21 protein-coding genes and 1 riboswitch are annotated in these 23,164 nt (G+C 67.7%); of the genes, 4 read left to right on the forward strand and 17 right to left on the reverse strand.

What is annotated here, in order from left to right:
* Positions 1 to 82: 82 nt before the first annotated feature.
* The 5 genes from mmsB to QMX81_RS14980 are packed head-to-tail and all read right to left on the reverse strand — an operon-like array spanning position 83 to position 5,633.
* Positions 83 to 973, reverse strand: coding sequence for a 3-hydroxyisobutyrate dehydrogenase (mmsB, locus tag QMX81_RS14960; RefSeq protein ID WP_152152923.1), 891 nt, complete (start codon positions 971 to 973; stop codon positions 83 to 85).
* The gene (locus QMX81_RS14965; RefSeq protein WP_282262606.1) at positions 970 to 2,145 is read right to left on the reverse strand and encodes an enoyl-CoA hydratase/isomerase family protein; all 1,176 of its coding nucleotides are present in this window, start codon (positions 2,143 to 2,145) and stop codon (positions 970 to 972) included. Before QMX81_RS14965 ends, mmsB begins: the two co-directional genes overlap by 4 nt.
* On the reverse strand, positions 2,142 to 2,939 hold the full coding sequence (locus tag QMX81_RS14970) for an enoyl-CoA hydratase (RefSeq protein ID WP_282262607.1): 798 nt from the start codon (positions 2,937 to 2,939) through the stop codon (positions 2,142 to 2,144). Before QMX81_RS14970 ends, QMX81_RS14965 begins: the two co-directional genes overlap by 4 nt.
* Positions 2,936 to 4,102 carry an acyl-CoA dehydrogenase family protein gene (locus QMX81_RS14975; protein WP_282262609.1) on the reverse strand — a complete coding sequence of 389 codons (1,167 nt, stop codon included), beginning with the start codon at positions 4,100 to 4,102 and terminating at the stop codon, positions 2,936 to 2,938. Before QMX81_RS14975 ends, QMX81_RS14970 begins: the two co-directional genes overlap by 4 nt.
* 25 nt (positions 4,103 to 4,127) lie before the next feature.
* The gene (locus QMX81_RS14980; RefSeq protein ID WP_123731117.1) at positions 4,128 to 5,633 is read right to left on the reverse strand and encodes a CoA-acylating methylmalonate-semialdehyde dehydrogenase; all 1,506 of its coding nucleotides are present in this window, start codon (positions 5,631 to 5,633) and stop codon (positions 4,128 to 4,130) included.
* 84 nt (positions 5,634 to 5,717) lie between these two features.
* On the opposite strand from QMX81_RS14980, the gene QMX81_RS14985 reads away from it, so the two are divergent.
* A complete protein-coding gene (locus tag QMX81_RS14985; RefSeq protein WP_282262612.1) occupies positions 5,718 to 7,115 on the forward strand; it encodes a short-chain fatty acyl-CoA regulator family protein in 1,398 nt (465 codons plus the stop codon).
* Between the two features lie 22 nt (positions 7,116 to 7,137).
* On the opposite strand, the gene QMX81_RS14990 is transcribed toward QMX81_RS14985, so the two are convergent.
* The 12 genes from QMX81_RS14990 to QMX81_RS15045 all read right to left on the reverse strand — a co-directional run bounded on the left by QMX81_RS14990 (position 7,138) and on the right by QMX81_RS15045 (position 18,719).
* Complete coding sequence (locus tag QMX81_RS14990; protein WP_282262614.1) at positions 7,138 to 9,027, reverse strand: patatin-like phospholipase family protein; 1,890 nt, start codon at positions 9,025 to 9,027, stop codon at positions 7,138 to 7,140.
* A gap of 144 nt (positions 9,028 to 9,171) precedes the next feature.
* Complete coding sequence (locus QMX81_RS14995) at positions 9,172 to 9,708, reverse strand: lipocalin family protein (protein ID WP_282262615.1); 537 nt, start codon at positions 9,706 to 9,708, stop codon at positions 9,172 to 9,174.
* A gap of 28 nt (positions 9,709 to 9,736) precedes the next feature.
* The gene (locus QMX81_RS15000; protein ID WP_282262617.1) at positions 9,737 to 10,810 is read right to left on the reverse strand and encodes a class I SAM-dependent methyltransferase; all 1,074 of its coding nucleotides are present in this window, start codon (positions 10,808 to 10,810) and stop codon (positions 9,737 to 9,739) included.
* Positions 10,807 to 11,604 carry a DUF1295 domain-containing protein gene (locus tag QMX81_RS15005; RefSeq protein ID WP_152152933.1) on the reverse strand — a complete coding sequence of 266 codons (798 nt, stop codon included), beginning with the start codon at positions 11,602 to 11,604 and terminating at the stop codon, positions 10,807 to 10,809. The genes QMX81_RS15000 and QMX81_RS15005 overlap by 4 nt, the downstream gene beginning before the upstream one ends.
* The gene (locus QMX81_RS15010; protein ID WP_152152935.1) at positions 11,601 to 12,158 is read right to left on the reverse strand and encodes a DUF2878 domain-containing protein; all 558 of its coding nucleotides are present in this window, start codon (positions 12,156 to 12,158) and stop codon (positions 11,601 to 11,603) included. Before QMX81_RS15010 ends, QMX81_RS15005 begins: the two co-directional genes overlap by 4 nt.
* A 1-nt stretch (position 12,159) precedes the next feature.
* Positions 12,160 to 13,416 carry a cyclopropane-fatty-acyl-phospholipid synthase family protein gene (locus QMX81_RS15015; RefSeq protein ID WP_282262621.1) on the reverse strand — a complete coding sequence of 419 codons (1,257 nt, stop codon included), beginning with the start codon at positions 13,414 to 13,416 and terminating at the stop codon, positions 12,160 to 12,162.
* On the reverse strand, positions 13,413 to 14,177 hold the full coding sequence (locus QMX81_RS15020) for a DUF1365 domain-containing protein (protein WP_282262623.1): 765 nt from the start codon (positions 14,175 to 14,177) through the stop codon (positions 13,413 to 13,415). Before QMX81_RS15020 ends, QMX81_RS15015 begins: the two co-directional genes overlap by 4 nt.
* Positions 14,174 to 15,454 (reverse strand): FAD-dependent oxidoreductase, encoded by a 1,281-nt coding sequence (locus QMX81_RS15025; protein WP_282262624.1) that lies wholly within the window; start codon positions 15,452 to 15,454, stop codon positions 14,174 to 14,176. The genes QMX81_RS15020 and QMX81_RS15025 overlap by 4 nt, the downstream gene beginning before the upstream one ends.
* Position 15,455: 1 nt before the next feature.
* Complete coding sequence (locus QMX81_RS15030; protein WP_152152943.1) at positions 15,456 to 16,415, reverse strand: acyl-CoA desaturase; 960 nt, start codon at positions 16,413 to 16,415, stop codon at positions 15,456 to 15,458.
* Positions 16,416 to 16,505: 90 nt separating this feature from the next.
* Positions 16,506 to 17,300, reverse strand: a complete 795-nt coding sequence (locus tag QMX81_RS15035) for an anti-sigma factor (RefSeq protein WP_282262627.1) — start codon at positions 17,298 to 17,300, stop codon at positions 16,506 to 16,508.
* Positions 17,297 to 17,866, reverse strand: coding sequence for a sigma-70 family RNA polymerase sigma factor (locus QMX81_RS15040; RefSeq protein ID WP_282262629.1), 570 nt, complete (start codon positions 17,864 to 17,866; stop codon positions 17,297 to 17,299). The genes QMX81_RS15035 and QMX81_RS15040 overlap by 4 nt, the downstream gene beginning before the upstream one ends.
* 70 nt (positions 17,867 to 17,936) lie before the next feature.
* Positions 17,937 to 18,719, reverse strand: a complete 783-nt coding sequence (locus tag QMX81_RS15045) for a hypothetical protein (RefSeq protein ID WP_121044304.1) — start codon at positions 18,717 to 18,719, stop codon at positions 17,937 to 17,939.
* Between the two features lie 104 nt (positions 18,720 to 18,823).
* Positions 18,824 to 19,057: riboswitch (cobalamin riboswitch) on the forward strand.
* Positions 19,058 to 19,270: 213 nt separating this feature from the next.
* Here QMX81_RS15045 and metE point away from each other — a divergent pair.
* From metE to QMX81_RS15060, 3 genes are all read left to right on the forward strand, one after another.
* Positions 19,271 to 21,568 carry a 5-methyltetrahydropteroyltriglutamate--homocysteine S-methyltransferase gene (gene metE, locus QMX81_RS15050; protein WP_121044307.1) on the forward strand — a complete coding sequence of 766 codons (2,298 nt, stop codon included), beginning with the start codon at positions 19,271 to 19,273 and terminating at the stop codon, positions 21,566 to 21,568.
* A gap of 70 nt (positions 21,569 to 21,638) precedes the next feature.
* The gene (locus QMX81_RS15055) at positions 21,639 to 22,328 is read left to right on the forward strand and encodes an epoxyqueuosine reductase QueH (RefSeq protein WP_282262636.1); all 690 of its coding nucleotides are present in this window, start codon (positions 21,639 to 21,641) and stop codon (positions 22,326 to 22,328) included.
* 52 nt (positions 22,329 to 22,380) lie between these two features.
* On the forward strand, positions 22,381 to 23,007 hold the full coding sequence (locus tag QMX81_RS15060; RefSeq protein WP_282262638.1) for a nicotinamidase: 627 nt from the start codon (positions 22,381 to 22,383) through the stop codon (positions 23,005 to 23,007).
* The last annotated feature ends 157 nt before the right edge of the window (positions 23,008 to 23,164 follow it).

Raw genomic sequence — 23,164 nt, forward strand, 5'->3', positions numbered from 1 at the left:
CGCGCCCCCCCCCCCCCGGGGGGGGGCCCGCGGGGGGCCCCGGGCGCGCCCCCCCCCCCCCCCCCACTACCGGATCCGGCCTTTATTCGTCGTGCGTGATCAGCTGCACCACGCTGGAGAAATCCAGCTTGCCGCGACCGGCCTGGTGATTCATCGAATACAGGTTGCGCGCCAGCTCGCCCAGCGGGATCGAGGCGCCGACACTCATCGCCGCTTCCACCGCCAGGCCCATGTCCTTGAGCATCAGGTCGCTGCCGAAGCCGCCGCTGTAGCCGCGCGAGGCCGGGGCGTTTTCCAGCACGCCGGGCCACGGGTTGCACACTTCGGTGGCCCAGCTGCGGCCGGTGCTGACCGCCATCATCTGCGAGAGCACCTTCGGGTCCAGCCCGTGTGCCACGCCCAGGGCGATGGACTCACCGGTCACCGCCATGATCACGCCCAGCGCCATGTTGTTGCACAGCTTGGCGACCTGGCCGGCACCGCTGGCACCGACGTGGAAAATGTTCTTGCCCATCGCCTGCAGCAGCGGGCGCGCCCGCTCCAGTGCCTCGGCTTCGCCACCGACGATGAAGGTCAGCGTGCCGGCCTGTGCACCTGCGGTACCGCCGGACACCGGGGCATCCAGCATCTGCAGGCCACGCGCCGCGGCCGCTTCGGCGACCTTGCGGGCGGTGGCCGGGGCGATGGTGCTGCAATCGATGATCAGCGCGCCACCCGGGATATCGGCCAGCAGGCCATCGTCACCGAGGTAAACGCCTTCCACGTGGCGGCTGGCGGGCAGCATCGAGATGACGATCTCGGCGTCGGTCAGCGTATCCAGCGCGGAGCTGGCGGCGGTGGCGCCGGCATCGACGGCGGCCTGCACGGCAGCCGGCACCAGATCGAACACGCGCACGGCGTGACCGGCTTTGGCCAGGTTGGCGGCCATCGGGCCACCCATGTTGCCCAACCCGATGAATGCAATACGGCTCATGCGTGGCTCCTTTCAGGGACGGTGGCACCGAGGTCGGCCAGCGGATGCGCGGCATCGGACCACGGCGAAACGAAGAAGGTGCGGGCCCACTCGGCCGTGGCGTCCGCCAGCGTGCGCGGCTGCCACTGCGGGGTGCGGTCCTTGTCGATCAGCAGCGCGCGGATGCCTTCGGCGAAATCGCCATGGGCGGCCGCATGCAGTGCTGCGATGTACTCGATGCGGTAGACCTCGGCCAACGAGGCGCCCTCGGCCAGGCGCTGCAGCTCGAACGCGAGCCGCGCCGAGCCGGGCGCACCGGCGGCGAGCGTGGCTTTCGCGGTGCTCAGCCAGGGCTCGTCCGTCTCCAGCGCCAGAATCGCCTCGACGATCGCGCCGACGTCGTCACCGGCGCACAGCGCATCCACGGTGGCGGCATTGCGCAGCAATGGGCCGGTGGCCGCATCGCTGGCGTGTTGCTGCAGCAGTGCGGTCAACTGTTCGTGGTTGCGCTTTGCCTCGCGGCTCCAGTGCACGCCCGCCAGCGCGTTGAACACGGTCTCGCGCTGTGCCTCGGCGATGTGGATATCCGCCAGGCCGGCGTAGATCGCATCGCCTGCGTTGAGCGGCGCCCCCGTCAGGGCCAGGAACAAGCCGCCGTGGCCGGGCACGCGCGGCAGCAGCCAGCTGCCGCCCACGTCCGGGAACAGGCCGACGGTGATCTCCGGGAACGCCAGCTTGGAGCGCTCGCTGACCACGCGGTGGCTGGCGCCGGACATCAGGCCGATGCCACCGCCCATGACGATGCCATGGCCCCAGCACAGGATCGGCTTGGGATAGGTGTGGATCGCGTAGTCGACGCGGTACTCGACGTCGAAGAATTCAGCGGCGTAGGCGTTGTCGCGGATGTCGGTCTTTCCGCTCTCGCGGTAGTCGACCATGCTGCGGTACAGGCTGTGCAGGTCGCCGCCGGCGCAGAAGGCTTTTTCGCCCGCGCCCTGCAGCACGACCAGCGCGATGCCGTCATCAACGGCCCAGGCCTCCAGCCGCTCACGCAGCAGGTGCGCCATCGGCAGCGAGAACCCGTTGAGGGTGCGCGCGGCGTTGAGCGTGGCGATGCCGATGCGCGTGCCATTACCGGCGGCGCGTTCTTCGAACAGCACCGGCGCCTCGTCATGAGCGACGGCGGTGCTCATGCGTTTTTCCATTGCGCAGTGCGCTTCTCCAGGAAGGCGTTCACGCCCTCGGCCTGGTCGGCGCTGTCGAACAGATCGACGAAGGCCTCGCGCTCGGCGACCAGTGCCGAAGCATGGGTGCCGCTGCGGGTCGCCTGCACCAGCGTCTTGCACGCGGCGATGCTGGTCGGGCTCTGCTTGCCGGCCTTGTGCGCCCAGGCCAGCGCCAGCGCCTTGGCTTCACCCTTGCCGACCTTTTCTTCGACCAGGCCGATACGCAGTGCGGTATCCGCATCGATGCGCTCGCCCAGCAGGATCATGCGCTTGGCCCAGCCTTCGCCGACCAGACGCGGCAGGTTCTGGGTGCCGCCGGCGCACGGCAGCAGGCCGACAGTGGCCTCCGGCAGCGCCACCTGGGCGTGTTCTTCGATGATGCGCAGGTCGCAGGCCAGCGCGCATTCCAGGCCGCCGCCCATCGCGTAGCCGTTGATTGCCGCGATGGAGACACCACGGAACCCGGACAGGGCTTCGAACGCCTCGCCGAAGCGACGTGCAGCTTCGCGTGCGGCGGCCTTGTCGCCGGAGGCGAACTGCTTCAGGTCGGCACCGGCAGAGAAGAATTTCTCGCCATCGCCGGTGATCACCAGCGCGTAGATATCGCGGTCTGCATTGAGTGCGCCGACCAGATCGCGCAGCGCGGACAGGCTGTGCACGGTCCAGGTATGCGCCGGCGGATTGTTGAGGGTGATGACCGCGACGTGGCCATCGGCCTCGACCTTCAGGCCGACATGATCATGCTGGCGCCACTCCATCATCGCAGTTCCTCTTCAGTGTTGAGCAGGTGGCGGGCCACGATCACACGCATGATCTCGTTGGTGCCCTCCAGGATCTGGTGCACGCGCGAATCGCGCAGCAGCCGTTCGATCGGATATTCACGGATATAGCCGTAGCCGCCGTGGATCTGCAGCGCGTCGTTGCAGATGTTGAAACCGGCATCGGTGGCGAAGCGCTTGGCCATCGCGCACCACACATTCGCATCGCTGGCACCGGCATCGAGCTTGCGCGCGGCGGTGTGCACCATCTGCCGGGCGGCGACCAGCTGGGTGGCCATGTCGGCCAGCTTGAACTGCAGTGCCTGGAACTCCGACAACGCCTTGCCGAACTGTCGGCGCTCGCCCATGTAACGGCGGGCGGCATCCAGAGCGCCCTGGGCCGCGCCCAGCGAGCACGCGGCGATGTTGATGCGGCCGCCGTCCAGGCCCTTCATGGCCAGCTTGAAACCGCTGCCTTCCTCGCCGAGCAGATGGCTGACCGGCACGCGCACGTTCTCGAACGTGATGCCACGGGTCGGCTGGCTGTTCCAGCCCATCTTCTCTTCCTTGCGGCCGTAGCTGATGCCCGGCAGATCGGCCGGCAGCGCGATCGCGCTGATGCCGCCCGCGCCCGGGCCACCCGTACGCGCCATCACCACCAGCAGTTCGGTGGCACCGGCGCCGGAGATGAAGGCCTTGGAGCCGTTGAGTACGTAATCGTCGCCGTCACGCACCGCGCTGGTTTTCAGCGAGGCCGCGTCCGAGCCGGCACCCGGCTCGGTCAGGCAGTACGAGGCCAGCCTGGTGCCGGAGGAGAGGTCTGCGCCCCACGCGGCACGCAGGCTCTGCTGGCCCCACTTGGCCACCATCCACGACGCCATGTTGTGGATGCTGACATAGGCCGCCGTGGACGGATCCACATTGGCGAGCTCCTCGATGACGACGGCGGCGTCCAGACGGCTCAAGCCGCTGCCACCGACCTCGGGGTCCATGTACAACCCACAGAACCCGAGTTCCCCTGCCTTGGCGATCGCCTCGCGCGGAAAGATGCCCTCCGCATCCCATCGCGCGGCGTGCGGCGCCAGTTCTGCCTGGGCGAAGTCACGCGCTGCCTCTCTATAGGCCTGCTGCGCTTCGTCGAGTTCCGTCGTCATCGAGTGGCTCATGGTCGAACTCCGTTGTTGCTGTTGCTTACTTCAGGCTGATGGTGGTGTTGACGCCATGACCCAGCGTCTCGTCATCGAACCAGCGCGAGGTGATCGTCTTGGTCTGGGTGTAGAACATCACCACCTGCTTGCCGTAAGGGCCCAGGTCGCCGAGCTTGGAGGCACGCGAGCCGGTGAACGAGAACAGCGGCACCGGCACCGGGATCGGCACGTTGATGCCGACCTGGCCGACGTCGATGTCTTCCTGGAACTTGCGGGCGGCCGCACCGGACTGGGTGAACAGTGCAGTGCCGTTGCCGTTCGGGTTGGCGTTGATCAGTGCGATGGCGTCTTCGAGCGTGTCCGCTTCCAGGATCACCAGCACCGGCCCGAAGATTTCCTCGTCGTACACGCGCATGCCCGGCTTGACGCCGGCGAAGATGGTCGGGCCAACGAAGTTGCCCTTCTCGAAGCCATCGACCTGCGGGTTGCGGCCGTCGAGCACCAGCTTGGCGCCCTGCTCCACGCCCGAGGCGATCAGGCCTTCGACACGCTCACGCGCGGCGCAGGAGATCACCGGGCCGACATCGGTACCGGCGACACTGCCGCCGCTGACCTTCAACGTCTTGGCTTTGGCCACCAGGTCCGGCACCCACTCGCGCGCTTCGCCCACCAGCACCAGGGTGGAGGCGGCCATGCAGCGCTGGCCTGCCGCGCCGAAGGCGGCACCGACCATCGCGTTGAGGCTCTGTTCCTTGTTGGCGTCCGGCAGCACCACGGCGTGGTTCTTGGCGCCCATCATGCACTGCACGCGCTTGCCGGCCAGCGAGGCGCGGTTGTACACGTGGGTGCCGACGCGCGTGGAACCCACGAACGAAACGGCCTTGATGTCCGGGTGGTCGCAGATCGCGTTGACCACGTCTTCGCCACCGTGCACGACGTTCAGCACGCCCTTGGGAATGCCGGCTTCCAGCGCCAGTTCGACCAGGCGCATGGTGACCATCGGGTCCTGTTCGGACGGCTTGAGGATGAAGGTATTGCCGGTGGCGATGGCCATCGGGAACATCCACAGCGGAATCATCGCCGGGAAGTTGAACGGGGTGATGCCCGCGCAGACGCCGAGCGGCTGCAGCAGGGTGTAGGTGTCCACGCCGTTGGCCACGTTGTTGGCCAGCTCGCCGAGCTGCAGGTTGCCGATCGCGGCAGCGTGCTCGACCACTTCCAGGCCACGGAACACATCGCCCTCGGCATCCGGCACGGTCTTGCCCTGCTCGGCGCTGAGGATGTGGGCCAGCTCGCTCATGTTCTCGCGGATCAGCTGCTGGTATTTCAGGAAGATGCGCGCACGGGTGCCGATCGGGGTCTTGCGCCAGGTCTTGAAGGCTTCCTTGGCCGAGGCGACGGCCGCGTCGACTTCACTGGGGGTGGCAAACGGAACCTGCGCCAGGACGTCCTGGGTGGCCGGATTGACCACGTTCTGCCACTGCGAGCTGGCCGATTCGATGAACTGGCCATCGATCAACATACGGATACGGGGCGCTGCAACAGTCATGGACAATCCCGGCGGGTCGAAAGTTGTTTGCATTATTCACAGTGCCATCCTCGATTTCCGGGCTGTATGCGCTTAATCTGGCCAATGCCCACTACGATTTTTGTGAATTTTGTGAATAGCCAGCCCGTCCAACGCCAGATCGGCCTGCGCCTGCTCAAGCTGCGCGAGCAGCGCGGCTACAGCCAGCTGGCGCTGGCCAAGGCACTGGGGCTGTCGGCCAGCTACCTGAACCAGATCGAGCGCAACAAGCGGCCGCTGACCCCGGCGGTGCAGGGCAAGCTGCGCGACGTACTGGGCGACGTCAGCGAGCTGTTCGAGGTCGATGACCCCGGCGCGCTGCAGGAATCGCTGGGCGAGACTCTGCGCGACCTGGGCCTGGCCGATGTCAGCAGCACCGAGCTGCGCGCGATGGCGGGCAACCTGCCGCAGATCAGCCGTGCCCTGCTCGACCTGCACCGCCGCCACCTGATGCTGCGCGAGCATGCCGCCGCGCTGGAGTTCCAGCTGGGCGATGTGCACGCCGGGCAGGCGCTGCCCGCGGGCGACCAGGTCCGCGATTTCTTCAACCGCATGCACAACCACATCCCCGAGCTGGATGACCTGGCCGAGCAGTTGTTCGGCGAATGGGGGCTGGTGGCCGGGCATGTGGCGCCGCGCCTGCGCCAGCTGCTGGCCGACCGCCACGGCGTGCTGGTGGAAGTGGGGCCGCTGCAGGCCGGGCGCGAGAAGCGCGTCTACGATGGCGGCAGCCGCACCTTGTGGCTGCCCGATTACCTGGAGCCGGGCCAGCAGGCGTTCCAGATGGCCGCCGAGCTGGCCCTGCTCGGCTACGCGGCGCAGATCGATGCGGTGATCGCACGCGCCGGCTTCCGCGAAGCGGAGCAGATCGCGCAGGCGCGGATCGGCATGTCCAACTACTTCGCCGGCGCGCTGGTGATGCCGTATGCGCAGTTCCTGCGCGCCGCCGAGCACAGCGCGTACGACATCGATGCCCTGGCCCATCGCTTCGGCGTGGGCTTCGAGGCGGTCTGCCACCGCTTGAGCACGCTGGCGCGACGCAGCGCGCCCGGCCTGCCGTTCTTCTTCATCCGCGTGGACCGCGCCGGCAATGTCTCCAAACGGCATTCGGCCACCGATTTCCACTTCTCACAGGTGGGCGGCTCATGCCCATTGTGGATCGTGTACGAAGCCTTCAACCAACCTGGGCGCGTACTGACCCAGACCGCGCGGATGCCTGACGGACGCCGCCACTTCTGGCTGGCGCGGCAGGTGAGCAGCGGCCCGATCGGGCATGGCCAGCCACGCAAGACCTTCGCCGTGGCGCTGGGCTGCGATCTGCAACATGCCGAGCGGTTGATCTACACACGCGGGCTGGATATCCAGAGCCCGGGCAACTCGGTTTCGATCGGCCCGGGCTGCCGGGTATGCCCGCGCGAAGACTGCATGCAGCGCGCGTTCCCGCAGCTGCCGGGGCGGGGATGATGCGGCCCGGTGGCGGAAACCCTCAGTAGATCGGCGTCACCTTCATCTGCGGCAGCGGCCGTGGCGCACCGTCGGTGAGGTCCGGCCCGAGGTCTTCCCAGATCTGGCCCTGTTCGACCATGTGCCGCCACAACTGCTGCGATTCGCGGCGTTTGTCCTCCGAGCTCAGGCGGTAGGAGGGCGGTACCGGCGAGCCGGTGGCCACACTTTGATACGCCGCTTGGTATGCCGCCACCCGCTGCGCGGGGTCGTCGGTGCGCGCCACATCCAGCGTGTAGCGCTGGTAGGCCGAGGCCAGGTTTCGCCACCGGATCCAGTAGTGATTGGCGAACGAGAAATCGCAGAAGCGCTCGCCGGCAATGCTGCCCTTGTCGGCGATGCGGCTGAGCACGGCCTGTGGCATGTCCAGGTTCATGCCGCCTTCGTCGCCCTCCAGCGCCACATGCACGATGCGGTCACGGTAGCCCGGCGCGCGGGCCTGCAGCACATCGCGCCAGTTCTGCATGGTCGAGACGATCGAGAACAGAAAGCCGGACATCTCCGCGGCGGCCAGCGGCTGCGCGATGGAGTGGTAGGTGCGTTGCCAGCCATGGCGGTTCTCGGTCGGCAGGAAGACCGCCTGCTCCGCCCGCGCATGCGCATCGCCGTGGGCCAGCACGCTGACCGCATCGGCGTGGCGCGGATACACCAGATTGATGCCGAAGGTCGGCCAGCGCGGCAGCGCGGCGTCGAACAGATGGATCGGGAAGTTGCTGCTGATCCCGCCATCGGAGAACCAGCACACGCGGAAGGCGGTGATCACCGGACCACAGCTCTGGCCACCACTGGTGAGCCCTTCCATGCTGTCGGCCACGTTGGTGTTGTCGCGCGGGGGCTCGGCATCGGCCACGGGCTCGCAGCGACGTTCGCGACGGGCCGGCTCGTGCAGCGGCACCGCACTGATCAGCAGCGGGAAGCTCAGGCTCATGCGCGTGGCGACCAGTACTGGCAGTTCCTCGCCATCGACCAGACGGTAGTAATCGCGCCCATCGACCCGCTCTGGTGCGCCGGCCCGTGCAACCAGCCACGCGACCACGCTGGCCGGGAACAGCTGCGCGAACTCCTCGCGGAGGAACCAGAAGTGCGCCGCGTTGAACGGCAGCGTGCGCGGCTCGCTGTGCGACACGCAGGTGGTGATCATCTGCAGCGTGATCGCGTGCGCACCGCTGGGCTCGCCGGGATAGCGTGGGGCCGTATGCAGATCGCCGAAGGTCAATGGCTGGTCATGCGGCTTGCCGGCCAAGGCCTGCAGCTGGGTATGCAGCCAATCCGTCAGCGCCGGCGCGGAGGCGTTCGGCTGGGTGCTGCCAGTGCACAGGCCCAGCAGGTTGCGGCGGGCGACGCGGGCAACGCGCAGCGCCGAGGCCAGCACGCCGGCCCCGTAGGCGCACAGCAGCGAGGGCAGCAACGTCGCCCAGATGCCATCAATGCCACCGGCCAGGTAACCGATGCCCAGCAGGCCGGCCAGCGACACCAGCACCTCCAGCGGCGCGATCGCGAATACCGCCGCGAGCAGACAGGCGATCTTGCGCAGCAGGCCGGCCTTGCCGGTGAGCATCACCAGCAGGCGATACGCGGTACGCGCGCCATACGTCGGTTGGAACAGGCTGTGGATGAAGCCCTGTCGGGACAGCTGGGCGGACACGTCGGCCAGCCCCGGAAAACCCACCGCCGCCGTTACCGGCTCCCCGGCCTGGCGGCGGCGGTCGCCCAGCGCGGCCGCCGCTGCCACGGCGGCGGCAATGGCACCGGCCGAGGTGCCGCCGATGCTCTTGAAGCGGTACTCACGGGCCAGAGACAGCACCGCGTTGGGATACACGATGCCGCTGGTGATGCCGCCTTTCATGACCAGATCGCAGTACTTGTCCGCCACGTTGCCGTCCTCTGTCCGCCCGTGCGTGGCCGATCCACGCACCCTCCGCAGCGGTGCCCGCCACGAGGCAGGCACCGGGGAGATCGATAGCGACAGTATCGCCTGCGCGCTTCTCAGGGCCTGAGAAGCGCGGCACGGAACGGCTTATCTGGCGTTGCCGGACTGCGGCACGCGCCGCACCTGGGAGAGGTCGTAACCGAGCGCGGCGATGCGGGTCATCGCGGCCTGGTAATCCGCATCGGAGATGGTCGGGGTACGCGCCATCAGCCACATGTAGTCGCGCTTGCTGCGGCCCACGATGGTCTGCTTGTAGTCCGGGTCCAGATCCACGATCACGTACTCGGCCTGGATCGGCCAGATGAACTGCATGCCCCAGATCGCGCCGCCGGTGCCTTCCTTGACCGTTCCGACCGGGTGCATGGTCTTGATCGGTGCCTGGAAGCTGCCCTTGCGATAACGGAAGGTGGTCTGGATGCGGCCGTCCGGACGCAGTGCGTAGGACTCCACCGCATCGAACGCTTCACGTTCGGGCCGGCTGGGGATATGGGCGATCACATACCAGTCGCCCATGAAGCGCGGCACGTCCACATGCGCCACGGGCGGGATCGGACGGGTGTTGCCGCTGCAGCCGCCGAGCATCATGCCGACGACCAGCAAAGGGATGAGAGCACGGATGGACATGACGGCTTCCTCCAGTAACGTGGGGTGATCACGGGCGGTTGAACAGGTAGTGGGCGACCTGCCACTGCTGGCCCTGCTGGTAGCCGAACAACTCTGCACAGGCCATCCAGAACATGCGCCAGCGCTGGTGCCACAACGCAGCCGAGGCATCGCCGTAGGTCTGGCGCAGCACAGCCATCACGGCTTCTTTCTCGCGGTCCTGGTTGGCCAGCCAGTGGTTGGCGGTGCGCTCGTAGTGGGTGCCATCCAGCAGCCAGCGCTGCTGCAGCTGCAGGTGCTGCTGGAAGAACAGCAGCGTATCGGCCGCGGGCATCAGGCCACCGGTGAAGAAGTGGCGGCCCATCCAGTTGTCCTCGCCCTCGGTCTCGAACGGGTACATCAGCGTGCGGTGCACGAAAATATGCACGAACAGCTTGCCCTCCGGCCGCAGCCAGCGGTGGATGCGCTGCAGCAGCTGCGGGTAGTTGCGCATGTGCTCGAACATCTCGATCGAGACGCAGCGATCGAAGGTCTCCGCATCCAGCATCAGATGATTCACGTCACGGGTCAGCACGGTGACGTTGATCAGGCCACGTGCACGGCACTGGCCCAGGATGTACTCGCGCTGGCTGTTGGAGTTGGAGACGGCGGTGATCTGCGCGTTCGGGTAGCGCTCGGCCATCCACAGCGTCAGCGACCCCCAGCCGCAGCCCAGCTCCAGGATGTGTTGCCCATCGGCCAGCTGTGCGCGCTCGCCGTACAGCGCGAGCATCGCCTCTTCGGCTTCGTCCAGCGTTTCAGTGCCGGTGGCGTAGTAGCAGCTGCTGTACTTCAGGCGCTTGCCCAGGCAGCGATGGAAGAATTCGGCCGGCACTTCGTAATGCTGCCGATTGGTCGCATCCACATGCAGCGCGACCGCGCTGCTGGCCAGCCCGGCGATGCGCGCGGCAAAGCGCTGCGACTGGACCTGCTGGCCACCGGCAAGCTCTTCGCGTAGGCGCTGCTCGCACTGGCGGCGGATGCCCAGCCGCAACAGCGTATCGGGCAGCAGCCCGCGCTCGGCCAGGCCGGTCAGGCCCGGTGCGTAGTCCGGCAGCGGAAGACGGTCACTGGCGACATTCATGGGGAAGATTCCTTGCGGGCAGACGACGAACGGGAGGGGAACCACGGAAACAGCATCGGCGTGGTGCGTTGGTACTCGCGGTAATCCTCACCGCGCGAGCGCAGCGCCTGCGCCTCGGTGAAGGGAATGCCGCTGACCCAGCGCAGGAACACGTACATCACCAGCGGGCCGGACCAGGCCAGCCACCACAACGGCGACTGCACGGCCAGCAGCACGTAGGTGAACCAGTGCAGCCATTCGAAGAAATAGTTGGGATGCCGCGAGTAGCGCCACAACCCATCGCGGCAGGTCTTGCCCTTGTTGGCCGGATCGGCGCGGAAGCGCGCCAGCTGACGATCCGCCAGCGATTCGCCACCCACGCTCAGCAGCCACATCGCCACGGCCGCGATCACCCAACCCCAGCCATGTGGTTCCGGATTCACCGACACCGCCACGAAGGGCAACGCGAACAGCACGATCAGCAGTGCCTGGAACTGGAAGAAGCCGAAGATCTTTCCCTGGTGGCCGTTCCAATGCTTACGTAGATGCTGGTAGCGACCATCCTCGGGCTCGCTGCGCACGCGGTGCCACAGGTGCAGCGCCAGGCGTGAACCCCACAGCCCGCCCAGCACCGCCAGCGCGATCCTCGGCATCGCCGCGCCATCGCCGAGCAGTGCGAGCAACAGCGCAGACGCGCCCACACCCTTGGCCCAGAGCACATCGACCACGCCGATGTTCTGGTGCCGGCGCTGCCACCACCACCCCCAGGTCATGATCACGGCGGCGTACAGCCACACCACCCACAGCATCTTCATCGTGTGTCTCCTGGAGCAAGTGTGGCGAGGGGTACCGCACGGGTGTGCCAATGACGGGCGCACGCCGCAAGTACCGGCAATGCGATTGCCCAGCCCAGGCCGAGCAGCAGCACGCCGTGCCACTGCGGTGCGGCGAACACCACCGACGACCAGCCGCGCGCGGCGGATAGATACGCCAGCGGGGCCAGCAGCAGGCCAACCAGTGCTGCCGCAACCAGATGCCGCTGCAGCACCGCGAATGACACCGTGAGCGTCATCGCGAACGCGGCCCACAGCGCGAGGATCCAGACCGGGGCGATCCACGCGGGCTCATTGCCGGCTGCGTACAGCACCCACCCGGAGGCGCCGGCCAGCCCGTCTACGACCAACCCGCAGGCGATCGCCACCAGCATCAATCTGATCTCCACTGACGGCTGCGCGGACCAGACCAACTGAGTGCCCACGTAAACCGCCGCCGCCAACAGCGCGGGCCAGCGCAGCCCATGGCCGGCCCCGATCACCGCGCACAGCCAGACCAGCTGGTTGCCGATCACGTTGGCCCAGAAACGTGGCACCTCAGCCCTCCCCCGCAATCAATGCGGGCCGGTAGCCCGGACGCGCCATCAGCAGGTGCGAGACACCGATGGAGCGCTCCAGGAAGCCACCTTCGCAGTACGCCAGGTAGAACTCCCACATGCGGATGAAGCCCGCATCGAAGCCCTGTGCACGCACCGCCGGGAGCTGGGCCAGGAAGCGCTGTCGCCACGCGCGCAGCGTCAGTGCATAAGACGGGCCGAAGTCGTGCTGGCCGATCAGCTGCAGATCGCTGCTGCGGGTCTTGGCGGCGACGATGGCGTTGATCGAGGGGATGAAGCTGCCGGGGAACACGAAGCGCTTGATGTAATCGACGCTCCGCCGCGCCTGCTCGTAACGCTGGTCTTCGATGGTGATGGCCTGCAGCAGCGCCAGACCATCATCCTTGAGCAGGCGGGTCAGCGTGGCGAAGTAGGTGTCCAGGTACTGCGCGCCGATCGCCTCGATCATCTCGATGGAAACGAGCTTGTCGTACTGCCCGTCCAGATCGCGGTAATCCTTGAGCAGCAGGGTGACCTTGTCCTGCAGCCCGGCCGCCTCCACCCGCTGCTTGGCCAGCGTGTACTGCTCCACCGAGATGGTGGTGGTGGTGACGTGGCAGCCGATATGGCGGGCCGCGTACAGCGCGAAGCCGCCCCAGCCGGTGCCGATCTCGACCACGCGATCGGCCGCAGTGAGCTGCAGCTGCTCGCAGATGCGGGCCAGCTTGCGCTCGGACGCAGCCTCCAGCGTGTCGTCCGGGCGGGCATACAGCGCCGAGGAATACATCAGGTCCGGCGACAGGAACAGCGAGAAGAACGGATTGCCAAGGTCATAGTGCGCGGCGATGTTGCGGCGGCTGCCTTCGCGCGTGTTGCGGCGCAGCCGGTTCCAGCCTTTCAGCAGCCAGCCGCCGATGCGCGCCGGGCCACCCTCCATGCCATCGAGCAGATCCCGGTTGCGCACCAGCAGCTGGACCAGCGCGACCAGGTCATCGCAGCGCCAGTCACCGCGGATGTAGGCCTCGCCTGCACCCACGCTGCCCTGCGCGGCCACCGCGCGGTAGAAACCGGGATCGTCCACCCAGACCGTCACCTGGGGCGTGACGTCCGGATCGCCGATCACCACATCGCCCACGGCATCGCGCAGCCGCAGCTGCCCGCCGCGCAGCGGTGCCAGCTGCGCCAGCAGGCGCCCGCGCAGGAACCCTTCAAGGGCGGACGGTTGCGGCACGGCCACCGCGCGTGTCATGTCGTTCATGGGGATTTTCCAGCAAGAGAAGGATGGTCGTGAACGGGGTTGCGCTTGAGCCACAGGCGCAGCGCCTGCCAGTGGATCGCGGCAACGACCTTGAGGGTCATCAGCGGATAACGCAGCACGCCGGCCAGGCCACGACCGGTGAGCGGATGGCGCTGCATCACCAGGTCGGCATCGAACTGGCACACGCCCTCGCGCCACACCTGCATGTGCACGTGCAGGTCATCGCCCGGCGCGGTGAAGCGCCAGCGGTACTCGCAGTCCATCTGCATGAAGGGAGAAACGTGGAACTGCTTGTCGAAGGACCAGCACAGCGCGCGGCCCTGGGCATCGGCCTGGGCCACCGGCAGCACGTAGGCGTGGCGCTCCTTCCAGGGCGTGTTGGTGATCTCCGCCACGATGCTGTCCAGCGTGGTGCCATCGGCGGCGTAGCAGTAATAGAAGCTCACGGGGTTGAAGACATGGCCGGCATAACGCGGATGCGTCAGCAGGCGGATCGGCCCGGCGGGCGCGCGGCCCAAGGCCTCGGTGATGCGTGCGCGCACGGCATCGGCCAGCGGTTGATCCGGCGCGCCGAGATAGTCGCTGCGGCGGAACTCGACCACGTTGCGACGGCCCACCGACCACAGCCAGCGCCGCTCGAACAGGCGCGGAAGTTCATCCAGGTCCAGCAACAGCTGCGCGATCGGATAGCCGAACGCGTGCGCATGCGGCGCGTGCCGCCGATGGCGCATCCAGCCACGGTAGATCGCACTGGCGGTCATGCCGGCAGGGCCTCGGCCAGCGGCCAGTAGGACTCGGCATCCAGCGCCTGCAGCGCATCGACCACGCGGCGGGCGCTGCGGATGCCATCTTCGTGGAAGCCCCAGCCCCAGTACGCACCGGCGAACCAGGTGCGGCGGTGGCCCTGGATCTCGGCCCAACGCTGCTGGGCCCGCACCATCGCGTGGTCATGCACGGGGTGGGCGTACTGCAGGCGGCGCAGCACGGTGGCCGGATCGACCGCCTCGCTGCGGTTGAGCGTAACCACCAACGGCGTCGGCGTGTCGATGCCCTGCAGCAGGTTCATGCAGTAGCTGACCGTGCACGGTGCGAGCGGGTCGCGCGGCACATGCGCATTCCAGGCGGCCCAGGCCTTGCGGTCACGCGGCAGCAGGCTGGCATCGGTATGCAGCACCACCTCGTTGGGCTGGTAGCGGATCGCGCCCAGCACCGCGCGCTCGGTGAGGTCGGCATCGGACAGCAAGGCCAGCGCCTGGTCGCTGTGACAGGCCAGCACCAGTTGGTCGAAGCCTTCCAGGCCGGCAGCGCTGTGTACGCGCACGCCATGCTCATGCCGCTCCACGCCGAACACCGGGCACTCCAGGCGCTCACGCACCTGCCAGCGGGTGCGCAGTGCATCGACGTACCTGGCCGAGCCGCCCTGCACCACCCGCCACGGAGCGCGCCCGGTTATCTGCAGCATCTGGTGATTGGCCATGAACTGCACGAGGTAGCGCGCCGGGAAGGCGGCCAGGCTGGCCGTCGGCGACGACCACAGCGCCGAGGCCATCGGCAGCAGGTGCTCGTCGATGAAGGTGCGGCCGTAACGGCCCTGTGCCAGGAACTCGCCCAGCGACGGGCCTTCATCATCGCGCTCCAGCAGCGCAGGCGCCTCGCGGTAGAACCGGCGCAGATCCCGCAGCATGCCCCAGAAGCGCGGCGACACCAGATTTCGGCGCTGGCAGAACAGGGTGTCCAGCGAGGTCGCGTTGTACTCCAGCCCGCTGCGCTCGCTGTGCACCGAAAAGCTCATCGTGGTCGGCTGCGAAGCCACCCCCAGCTCGTCGAACAGGCCGGTCAGCAGCGGGTAGTGGGCAGAGTTGAACACGATGAAGCCGGTGTCCACCGCCTGCGTGCGCCCATCGACCTCCACCTCATGCGTATGCGTGTGACCCCCGAGGTAGTCATTGGCTTCGAACAGCGTCACTTCATGCTGCTGGCTCAGCCACCACGCACTGGAGAGGCCGGCGATACCCGATCCGATCACGGCGATACGCATGTCAGTGCTCCGCCTTGGCCAGCACCCAGGCCGGCACGGGTTTGAGATCACGCACCAGCCCGAGCGCGGCCATCGCACGCAGGCCATACCAGGTGACATCCACTTCCCACCAGTAGAAGCCCTGACGCGCGGTGCCCGGGAAGAAGTGGTGATTGTTGTGCCACCCTTCGCCGAAGGTCAGCAGCGCGAGCCACAGGTTGTTGCGGCTGTCGTCACCGGTGTTGAAACGCTGGCGGCCGAAGCGGTGCGCCAGCGAGTTGATCGTCACCGTGGCGTGGAACAGCACCACGGTGGAAATGAAGAAGCCCCACACCAGCATCTGCCCACCGCTGGTGCCCCACGACGGCGCGATACGCTCCAGCAGCGCACCCAGGCCAAACAGTGCCGCGGCCAGCGCGATCGGCACCAGCGTGTCGAAGCGGTCCAGCCAGCGCAGCTCCGGGTACTTGGCCAGATCTGGGATGCGCGACCAGTCGGTGCGGAAGCCTTCGACCGTCAGGAACCAACCCATGTGGCTCCACCAGAAGCCATGCACCGAGGGCGAATGTGGATCGGCGGCAGTATCGGTATGACGATGGTGATTGCGATGATGCGCCGCCCACCACAACGGGCCGCGCTGCACGCTGGAAGCGCCGATCAGCGCGAAGATGAACTGCACGACCCGCGACGTCTGGAAGGTGCGATGGGAGAAGTAGCGGTGGTAGAAGGCCGTGATCGCAAACATGCGCACCGCGTACAGCGCGACCGCCACGCCGACCGCGACCCACGACACGCCCACCCAGATCACCGCCAGGCAGGCCAAGTGCATCGCCGCGAACGGAATGGCCCGCACCCAGTCCACGCGCTGTGGCTGGCCGGTTGCGGCAGCCGCATCCGTGCTGGTATCAAACCAACGCCACAGCGTGGCCCAGCGGCGTCGCTGTGCGGTGCGTCCTGCGTCGGGGGTGGGGCTGACCGACATGACTCGCTTCTCCTGAGGCGTTAACAGGAGATACGACAGGGCACGGCGTTTGGATGCACGGATCCGGAAAAAAACCGCGACTCCGTGCGATTACAGGTTGGCGATGTCGCCCTTGGCGATGATCGGGCCGGTCGGAATGCCTTGCGGCGCACCGGTCGACGGTTCCAGCGTGATCGCCAGCACCGAGCCGTTCACAAGCGCATCACGCAGCGTGTCGGGTACGGCCACGGTATGCGCGCGGTCGATGGAGACCAGGCCCAGCGAACGCGGTGCGCCGCCGGCCGGAATCAACCACAGCTCGGGGGCACGGCCGGCCGCATCGGCCGCGGCCGGGACCGGCACCATCAGCACCTTGCCCTGGGCCTTGTCGACCGAGGCCAGCCAGCCCGGCGTGCCATCGTCGTGCAACAGCGGCGTGACCGGCTTGGTGGCCTGCTCTGGCTCGGCCGGTGTCGTTGGCGTGGTCGGCGTCGTCGGCGTGACCGCCACGGGCGTAGGCGAAGGCGCGGTCGGCTCCAGATCGCGGCGGCTGAACACCGCCACCAGTGCCAGCGCAGCAGCCAGCGCGGTCATGCCCTGCCAGAAACCGGTGCGCTGCCACACCCGAGGCGAGGCGGCCGTTGCGGCTGGCCAGCCGAGCGAGGTGCGGATGCGCGGCCACAGATGCGCGGGCACCGCTTCGGTACCGAGCGACTCGAGCAGGGGCGCAAGGCGGTTCTCCCACTGGGCCACCAATCGGGCGAAGCCGGGATCGCTGGCGATGCGGCGGTCAACCTCGGCACGCTGGGCGGCATCGAGTACCCCCAGCACGTATTCGCCGGCCAGGATGTCGGCGCTCGGCGGCTCGCCGTCGTCGTGCAGATCGTGGAGGTCGCGAACGTTCATCGTTCCAGGCACACCCGCAGTTGACCCAGCCCGCGGCGGATCCAGCTCTTCACCGAGCCCAGCGGCGAACCGATGCGGCGCGCCAATTCTTCATAGCTCGCGCCATCGAGGAAGGCCAGCCGGATCAAGGATCGCCGGCGCGGTTCCAAGGTTTCCAGGCACGCCTGCAGGCGCTCGTGGTCGGAGGCCTGCTCGGCGGCAAAGGCAGGCTGTGGCGCGAGATCGGGAATCTCCTCCGCCACCGACAGATCATCCAGCACGCGCGGCGGCGCGGCGCGCAGGCGGTCGATCGAGCGGTTGCGCGCCAGCATCGACAGCCAGGTCATGGCCGCCGCCTTGGCGCGGTCGAACTGCGCCGCCTTGTTCCAGACCGTGGTGAAGACGTCCTGCAGTACCTCTTCGGCATCGCCGCGGTCGCGCAGCACGTGCAGGCAGATCGCGAACAGGCGGCCAGAGGCCAGCTGATAGACCGATTCGAAGGCCTGGCGATCGCCGCCGGCGACCCGGGCGAGCAACTCGTCCAGACGGTGGGATGCGGCGGTGGCGGCAGCGTCCAGCTCGGGCATCGCAGGCTCAATGTCGATAACGGGCGTATCGGCATCGTCCTTGCTTGCGAGGCTGGCTGCAAGGGGGCGCTCAGGCACCGCATGTCTTCACCAGCGGCTGCGTACGCGCGGCGGACAACTCGGCCGCAGGCGTGGCAACGGGAGCCGCCGGAAACTCGACCCGCACCTGCGGGTACTTGCCCTTCTCATCGCGGACGTTGCCGGTGCCGGTGAACTGCAGCAGCCGCTGGTCCGCGGTGGCATAGACCAGGGTGACCGGGGGCACCGCGAAACCGAACCACGCATCGAGCTTCATCTGCAGCTGCTCGGCCGGTTGACCCTGCCAGGTCACCGCACCCGTGCGTTGCACTTTCAGCGGCACCAGGCGCTGACGGCTGGGCAGCAGGAACTGGAACGCCACGCTCTGCCCCGCCTGCAACGCCGCCCAATGGCTGCGCACCGCCGCGTCGAAACCGGCATCCACCACCGCGCCCGGCGGAACCGCGATGGCGCGGCTGAATGTCGGTGCCTGCGCGCTGGCACGGACCGATACCTGGCGGGTAGCGGCACCGCCGCGCACGCCTTCCTGATACCCATCGCGGCCATCGTCCAAGGTGAAATCAGGCGTCTGCGGGCTGCCCTGCGGGGTCATCCACTTGCGCGCAAACGGGCGCCCATCGCTGCAGCGGTACAGCACCAGCCGCGACTGTGCGCTTGCCGGCCCCTGCAGCCAATGGGTCTCGCGGTAGAGCAGGCGCCCATCGGCGGTGGCGTACGCGCGGCCTTCCTGGCGCTGCACGGTCTGCGCGGCGGCACTCACGGGGGCGGCGATCACCGACAGCAGCAGGATCAGGCAGGGCAAGGGCTGGCGCATGGGGGTCCAAACGGGCGGGCTTGCAGGGAGATACGCAGTTGACGGTGGTTTGGATGCAGTGGGGTGAATCGGGCAGACGACTTGACCATCGCTCGCCTTCGGCCTACCTTGTGCTCGCCGAAGGTATCCATCGCTTCATGCAGATGAAGGGATGGATTTAAACGGGAATCCGGTGAAGGCGCCTCGCGCGCCCATTCCGGAGCTGCCCCGCAGCGGTGAATGGAAACGACTCCTGCCAACAGCACTGGGCCTTCGCGCCTGGGAAGCGGCAGGTACTAGGTGGGCGCCCGCGCCCGTGTCCATCAGCCCGAATACCGGCCCCGGCCGGAGGACATGACCGTCCTCCGATTCGACCTGGAACGTCCGCGGGGAGGTTGCCGGGGTCTGCCGCCATGCCGCCTGCATGGCGCTGCCCCCGTGCGTCCGCTTCACGGCATCCGGTTCGCCCGCGGGGGCGAAGGTCGCTGGCGGGGCGGAACGGGCTGCAAGGCCCCGGACGGCGCGCGGTTCCTTCGTTCCTCAATGCCCCTACGCAATGAGGACACGTTCCAATGACCACTGTTACCAATTTGGGTTTTCCGCGCATCGGCGCCAAGCGCGAACTCAAGCGCGCGCTCGAAGCCTTCTGGTCCGGCGAGAGCAGCGCCGCGTCGCTGCAGGACACCGCGGCCGAGCTGCGTGAACGCCACTGGCAGCTGCAGCGCGAGGCCGGCGTGGATGTGCCGCCGAGCAACGATTTCAGCCTGTATGACCAGGTGCTGGATGCGGCCTTCCTGTTCGATGCGATCCCGACCCGCTACCGCGCGCTCGCCGATGCCGAGCCGCTGAGCGGCTATTTCGCGATGGCGCGTGGCCTGCAGCGCGATGGCATCGACCTGCATGCGCTGGAAATGACCAAGTGGTTCGATACCAACTACCACTACCTGGTGCCCGAACTGCACGCCGGCCAGACCTTCACGGTGCGCGGCGACAAGCCGCTGGCCGAATACCGCCAGGCCAAGGCGCTGGGGATCGAGACCCGTCCGGTGCTGATCGGCCCGGTGACCTTCCTGCGTTTGTCCAAGACCACCGACGGCAGCAACGCACTGGACCTGCTGGATGCACTGCTGCCGGTGTATGTGCAGCTGCTGGGCGAGCTCAAGGCGGCCGGCGCGGCGTGGGTGCAGCTGGATGAGCCGCTGCTGGTGCAGGACCTGGACGAGGCCACACGTGCTGCCTACGAGCATGCCTACGCGGTACTGGCCCAGGCTGCCCGCCCCAAGGTGCTGGTGGCGACGTACTTTGGTGCGCTGGAGGACAACCTCGCGCTGGCCGCCTCGCTGCCGATCGATGGCCTGCATGTGGATCTGGTCCGTGCGCCGGAACAGCTCGATGCGGTGATCAAGGCGCTGCCGGCCGGTCGCGTGCTGTCGGCCGGGCTGGTCAACGGCCGCAACATCTGGCGCACCCACCTGGACAACGCGCTGGTGCTGGCGCGCTACGCGCACGGCCATGTCGGCAGCGATGCGCTGTGGCTGGCGCCGTCGTGTTCGCTGCTGCATACCCCGGTCGATCTGGACCACGAAAAGAAGCTCGATGACGAACTGCGCAGCTGGCTGGCGTTCTCCCGGCAGAAGCTCGGCGAGCTGCGCGTACTGGCCGACGCGATCGATGCACCGGCGCGTGCCGAAGCACCGCTGGCTCATTCGCGTGCGTGCATCGAATCGCGCCGTCGTTCGCCGCGCGTGCACAACACGGCCGTCGCCGCGCGCCTTTCCTCGCTGACCCCGGCCGATGCACAGCGCCACAGCCGCTACCCGCAACGCCACCTGGCCCAGGCCGCCGCGCTGAAGCTGCCGCGCTTCCCGACCACCACGATCGGTTCGTTCCCGCAGACGCTGGAGGTGCGTGAGGCGCGTGCCCGCAACAAGGCCGGCAAGCTCTCCGATGCGGACTACGATGCGTTCCTGGCCACCCAGACCGAGCACTGCGTGCGCGTGCAGGAGCAGATCGGGCTGGACGTGCTGGTGCACGGCGAGTTCGAGCGCAACGACATGGTCGAGTACTTCGGCGAGCAGCTCGATGGCTTTGCCTTCACCAAGAATGGCTGGGTGCAGAGCTACGGCTCGCGCTGCGTGAAGCCGCCGGTGATCTTCGGCGATGTGACCCGCCCTCAGCCGATGACGGTGCGCTGGTCGCAGTACGCGCAGTCGCTCACCCAGCGGCCGATGAAGGGCATGCTGACCGGCCCGGTGACGGTGCTGCAGTGGTCATTCGTACGCGACGACCAGTCCCGCGCGGACACCTGTCGCCAGATCGCACTGGCCCTGCGCGATGAAGTGACCGACCTGGAAGCGGCCGGGATCGGCGTGATCCAGATCGACGAGCCGGCGATCCGCGAAGGACTGCCGCTGCGCCGCGCGCAGTGGCGCGAGTACCTGGACTGGGCAGTCGAAGCCTTCCGGATCAGTGCCAGCGGCGTGCGCGATGCGACCCAGATCCACACGCACATGTGCTATTCCGAGTTCAACGACATCATCCACTCGGTGGCTGCGATGGACGCGGACGTGATCTCGATCGAAACCTCGCGCTCGCGCATGGAGCTGCTGGATGCCTTCGTGCGCTTCCAGTATCCCAACGAGATCGGCCCGGGCGTGTACGACATCCACTCCCCCCGCGTACCCGACAAGGCCGAGATGCTGGCACTGCTGCGCAAGGCCGCCGAGGTGCTGCGTCCCGAGCAGATCTGGGTCAACCCGGATTGCGGCCTGAAGACCCGTGGCTGGCCGGAAACCCGTGCCGCGCTGGAAGCGCTGGTGGCCGCCGCGCGCGAACTGCGCGAGGAAACCGCGGACGCCAACGCCGCCTGATCCGACCCTTGTAGACCGCCCCAAGGACCCCATCGCCGCCGTTGCCGGCGGTGGGGTCGACGAGAAACGCATGAACCCGCATGACCTGACACCGATCGACCGCCCGACCCTGTCCCTCCCCGACGGCCACACCAGGCTACTGCTGCATTCCTGCTGCGCGCCGTGCTCGGGCGAAGTCATGGAGGCGATCACCGCCTCCGGCATCGACTACACGATCTTCTTCTACAACCCCAACATCCACCCGGTGAAGGAATACGAACTGCGCAAGCAGGAGAACATCCGCTTCGCCGAGAAACATGACGTGCCGTTCGTCGACGCCGACTACGACACCGACAACTGGTTCGCCCGCGCCCGCGGCATGGAGAACGAACCCGAGCGCGGCATCCGCTGCACGATGTGCTTCGACATGCGCTTCGTGCGCACCGCGCTGTACGCGCACGAGAACGGCTTTGCGGTGATCAGCAGCTCGCTGGGCATCTCACGCTGGAAGGACATGAACCAGATCAACGATTGTGGGCACCGCGCCGCCGCACACTACCCGGGCATCCAGTACTGGGATTACAACTGGCGCAAGGGCGGCGGTGCCGCGCGGATGGTGGAGATCAGCAAGCGCGAGCAGTTCTACCAACAGGAATACTGCGGCTGCGTGTACTCACTGCGCGACGCCAACCGCCACCGTCGCGAGACCGGCCGCGAGCGGATCAAGCTGGGCGTGCTGTACTACGGCGACGGGACCTCGAAGCAGGGCGACGCCGACTGACCGTTGCGGGGGCGTCGGCTAGACTGGACGCCCCCACAGCCGTGAAGCCGCCATGAGACGTTACCCCGCCGATGTCGCGTTGGTCGTGATCGACCTGCAGCCGGACTTCATGCCTGGTGGCGCACTGGCCTGCGTGGACGGCGATGCGATCGTGCCGGGCATCGCCGCGGTGCTCGCCGAGCGCCATTACCGCACCGTGGTGGCGACCCAGGACTGGCACCCGGCCGACCACGCCTCCTTTGCCAGCCAGCACCCGGGGCATCTCCCGTTCGAGGCGATCCTGCTGCACGCGCAGCCGCAGACGCTGTGGCCGGACCACTGCGTACAAGGCAGCGACGGCGCCGTGCTGCATCCGGGCGTGGACTGGACCGTGGCCGACCTGATCCTGCGCAAGGGCACCCGGCGTGAGGTGGACTCGTACAGCGCGTTCCGCGAGAACCATGGTCCTGACGGCACCCGCCCGGCGACCGGCCTGGCCGGGTGGCTGCACGAACGCGGCATCCGCGAGGTGCACGTGTGCGGTCTGGCGCGCGATTACTGCGTGTTGTGGAGCGCGCAGGATGCGGTGAAGTCCGGGTTCCGGGTGAAGTTCCATTGGGACCTGACCCGACCGGTGACCGAGGCCAATGATGGGATGGTGCGCGAGGCGTTGGCCAAGGCGAAAATCGCGCTGATCTGACGGGCGAGTCAAGGCGCCGGCCGGAACGGCGTACCGACCAACGGTCGGTACCTACCGGATCAAAGAACGACCGTCGGGTGCCGGCCGTGCGCTGGTAGTGCCGGCCGCTGGCCGGCTCCCGATACCGTTTGGGTCGTGCGATGAGCCGGCCAGCGGC

Origin of the sequence: Stenotrophomonas sp. PS02301, from assembly GCF_029959485.1 — a bacterium.
Lineage (GTDB): Bacteria > Pseudomonadota > Gammaproteobacteria > Xanthomonadales > Xanthomonadaceae > Stenotrophomonas > Stenotrophomonas maltophilia_Z.

Excerpts from the sequence above, each read along its gene's own strand:
- mmsB (WP_152152923.1), bottom strand. The coding sequence starts at position 973 with ATGAGCCGTATTGCATTCATCGGGTTGGGCAACATGGGTGGCCCGATG.
- QMX81_RS14965 (WP_282262606.1), bottom strand. The coding sequence starts at position 2,145 with ATGAGCACCGCCGTCGCTCATGACGAGGCGCCGGTGCTGTTCGAAGAA.
- QMX81_RS14970 (WP_282262607.1), bottom strand. The coding sequence starts at position 2,939 with ATGATGGAGTGGCGCCAGCATGATCATGTCGGCCTGAAGGTCGAGGCC.
- QMX81_RS14975 (WP_282262609.1), bottom strand. The coding sequence starts at position 4,102 with ATGAGCCACTCGATGACGACGGAACTCGACGAAGCGCAGCAGGCCTAT.
- QMX81_RS14980 (WP_123731117.1), bottom strand. The coding sequence starts at position 5,633 with ATGACTGTTGCAGCGCCCCGTATCCGTATGTTGATCGATGGCCAGTTC.
- QMX81_RS14985 (WP_282262612.1), top strand. The coding sequence starts at position 5,718 with ATGCCCACTACGATTTTTGTGAATTTTGTGAATAGCCAGCCCGTCCAA.
- QMX81_RS14995 (WP_282262615.1), bottom strand. The coding sequence starts at position 9,708 with ATGTCCATCCGTGCTCTCATCCCTTTGCTGGTCGTCGGCATGATGCTC.
- QMX81_RS15000 (WP_282262617.1), bottom strand. The coding sequence starts at position 10,810 with ATGAATGTCGCCAGTGACCGTCTTCCGCTGCCGGACTACGCACCGGGC.
- QMX81_RS15005 (WP_152152933.1), bottom strand. The coding sequence starts at position 11,604 with ATGAAGATGCTGTGGGTGGTGTGGCTGTACGCCGCCGTGATCATGACC.
- QMX81_RS15015 (WP_282262621.1), bottom strand. The coding sequence starts at position 13,416 with ATGAACGACATGACACGCGCGGTGGCCGTGCCGCAACCGTCCGCCCTT.
- QMX81_RS15020 (WP_282262623.1), bottom strand. The coding sequence starts at position 14,177 with ATGACCGCCAGTGCGATCTACCGTGGCTGGATGCGCCATCGGCGGCAC.
- QMX81_RS15025 (WP_282262624.1), bottom strand. The coding sequence starts at position 15,454 with ATGCGTATCGCCGTGATCGGATCGGGTATCGCCGGCCTCTCCAGTGCG.
- QMX81_RS15030 (WP_152152943.1), bottom strand. The coding sequence starts at position 16,415 with ATGTCGGTCAGCCCCACCCCCGACGCAGGACGCACCGCACAGCGACGC.
- QMX81_RS15035 (WP_282262627.1), bottom strand. The coding sequence starts at position 17,300 with ATGAACGTTCGCGACCTCCACGATCTGCACGACGACGGCGAGCCGCCG.
- QMX81_RS15040 (WP_282262629.1), bottom strand. The coding sequence starts at position 17,866 with ATGCCCGAGCTGGACGCTGCCGCCACCGCCGCATCCCACCGTCTGGAC.
- QMX81_RS15045 (WP_121044304.1), bottom strand. The coding sequence starts at position 18,719 with ATGCGCCAGCCCTTGCCCTGCCTGATCCTGCTGCTGTCGGTGATCGCC.
- metE (WP_121044307.1), top strand. The coding sequence starts at position 19,271 with ATGACCACTGTTACCAATTTGGGTTTTCCGCGCATCGGCGCCAAGCGC.
- QMX81_RS15055 (WP_282262636.1), top strand. The coding sequence starts at position 21,639 with ATGAACCCGCATGACCTGACACCGATCGACCGCCCGACCCTGTCCCTC.
- QMX81_RS15060 (WP_282262638.1), top strand. The coding sequence starts at position 22,381 with ATGAGACGTTACCCCGCCGATGTCGCGTTGGTCGTGATCGACCTGCAG.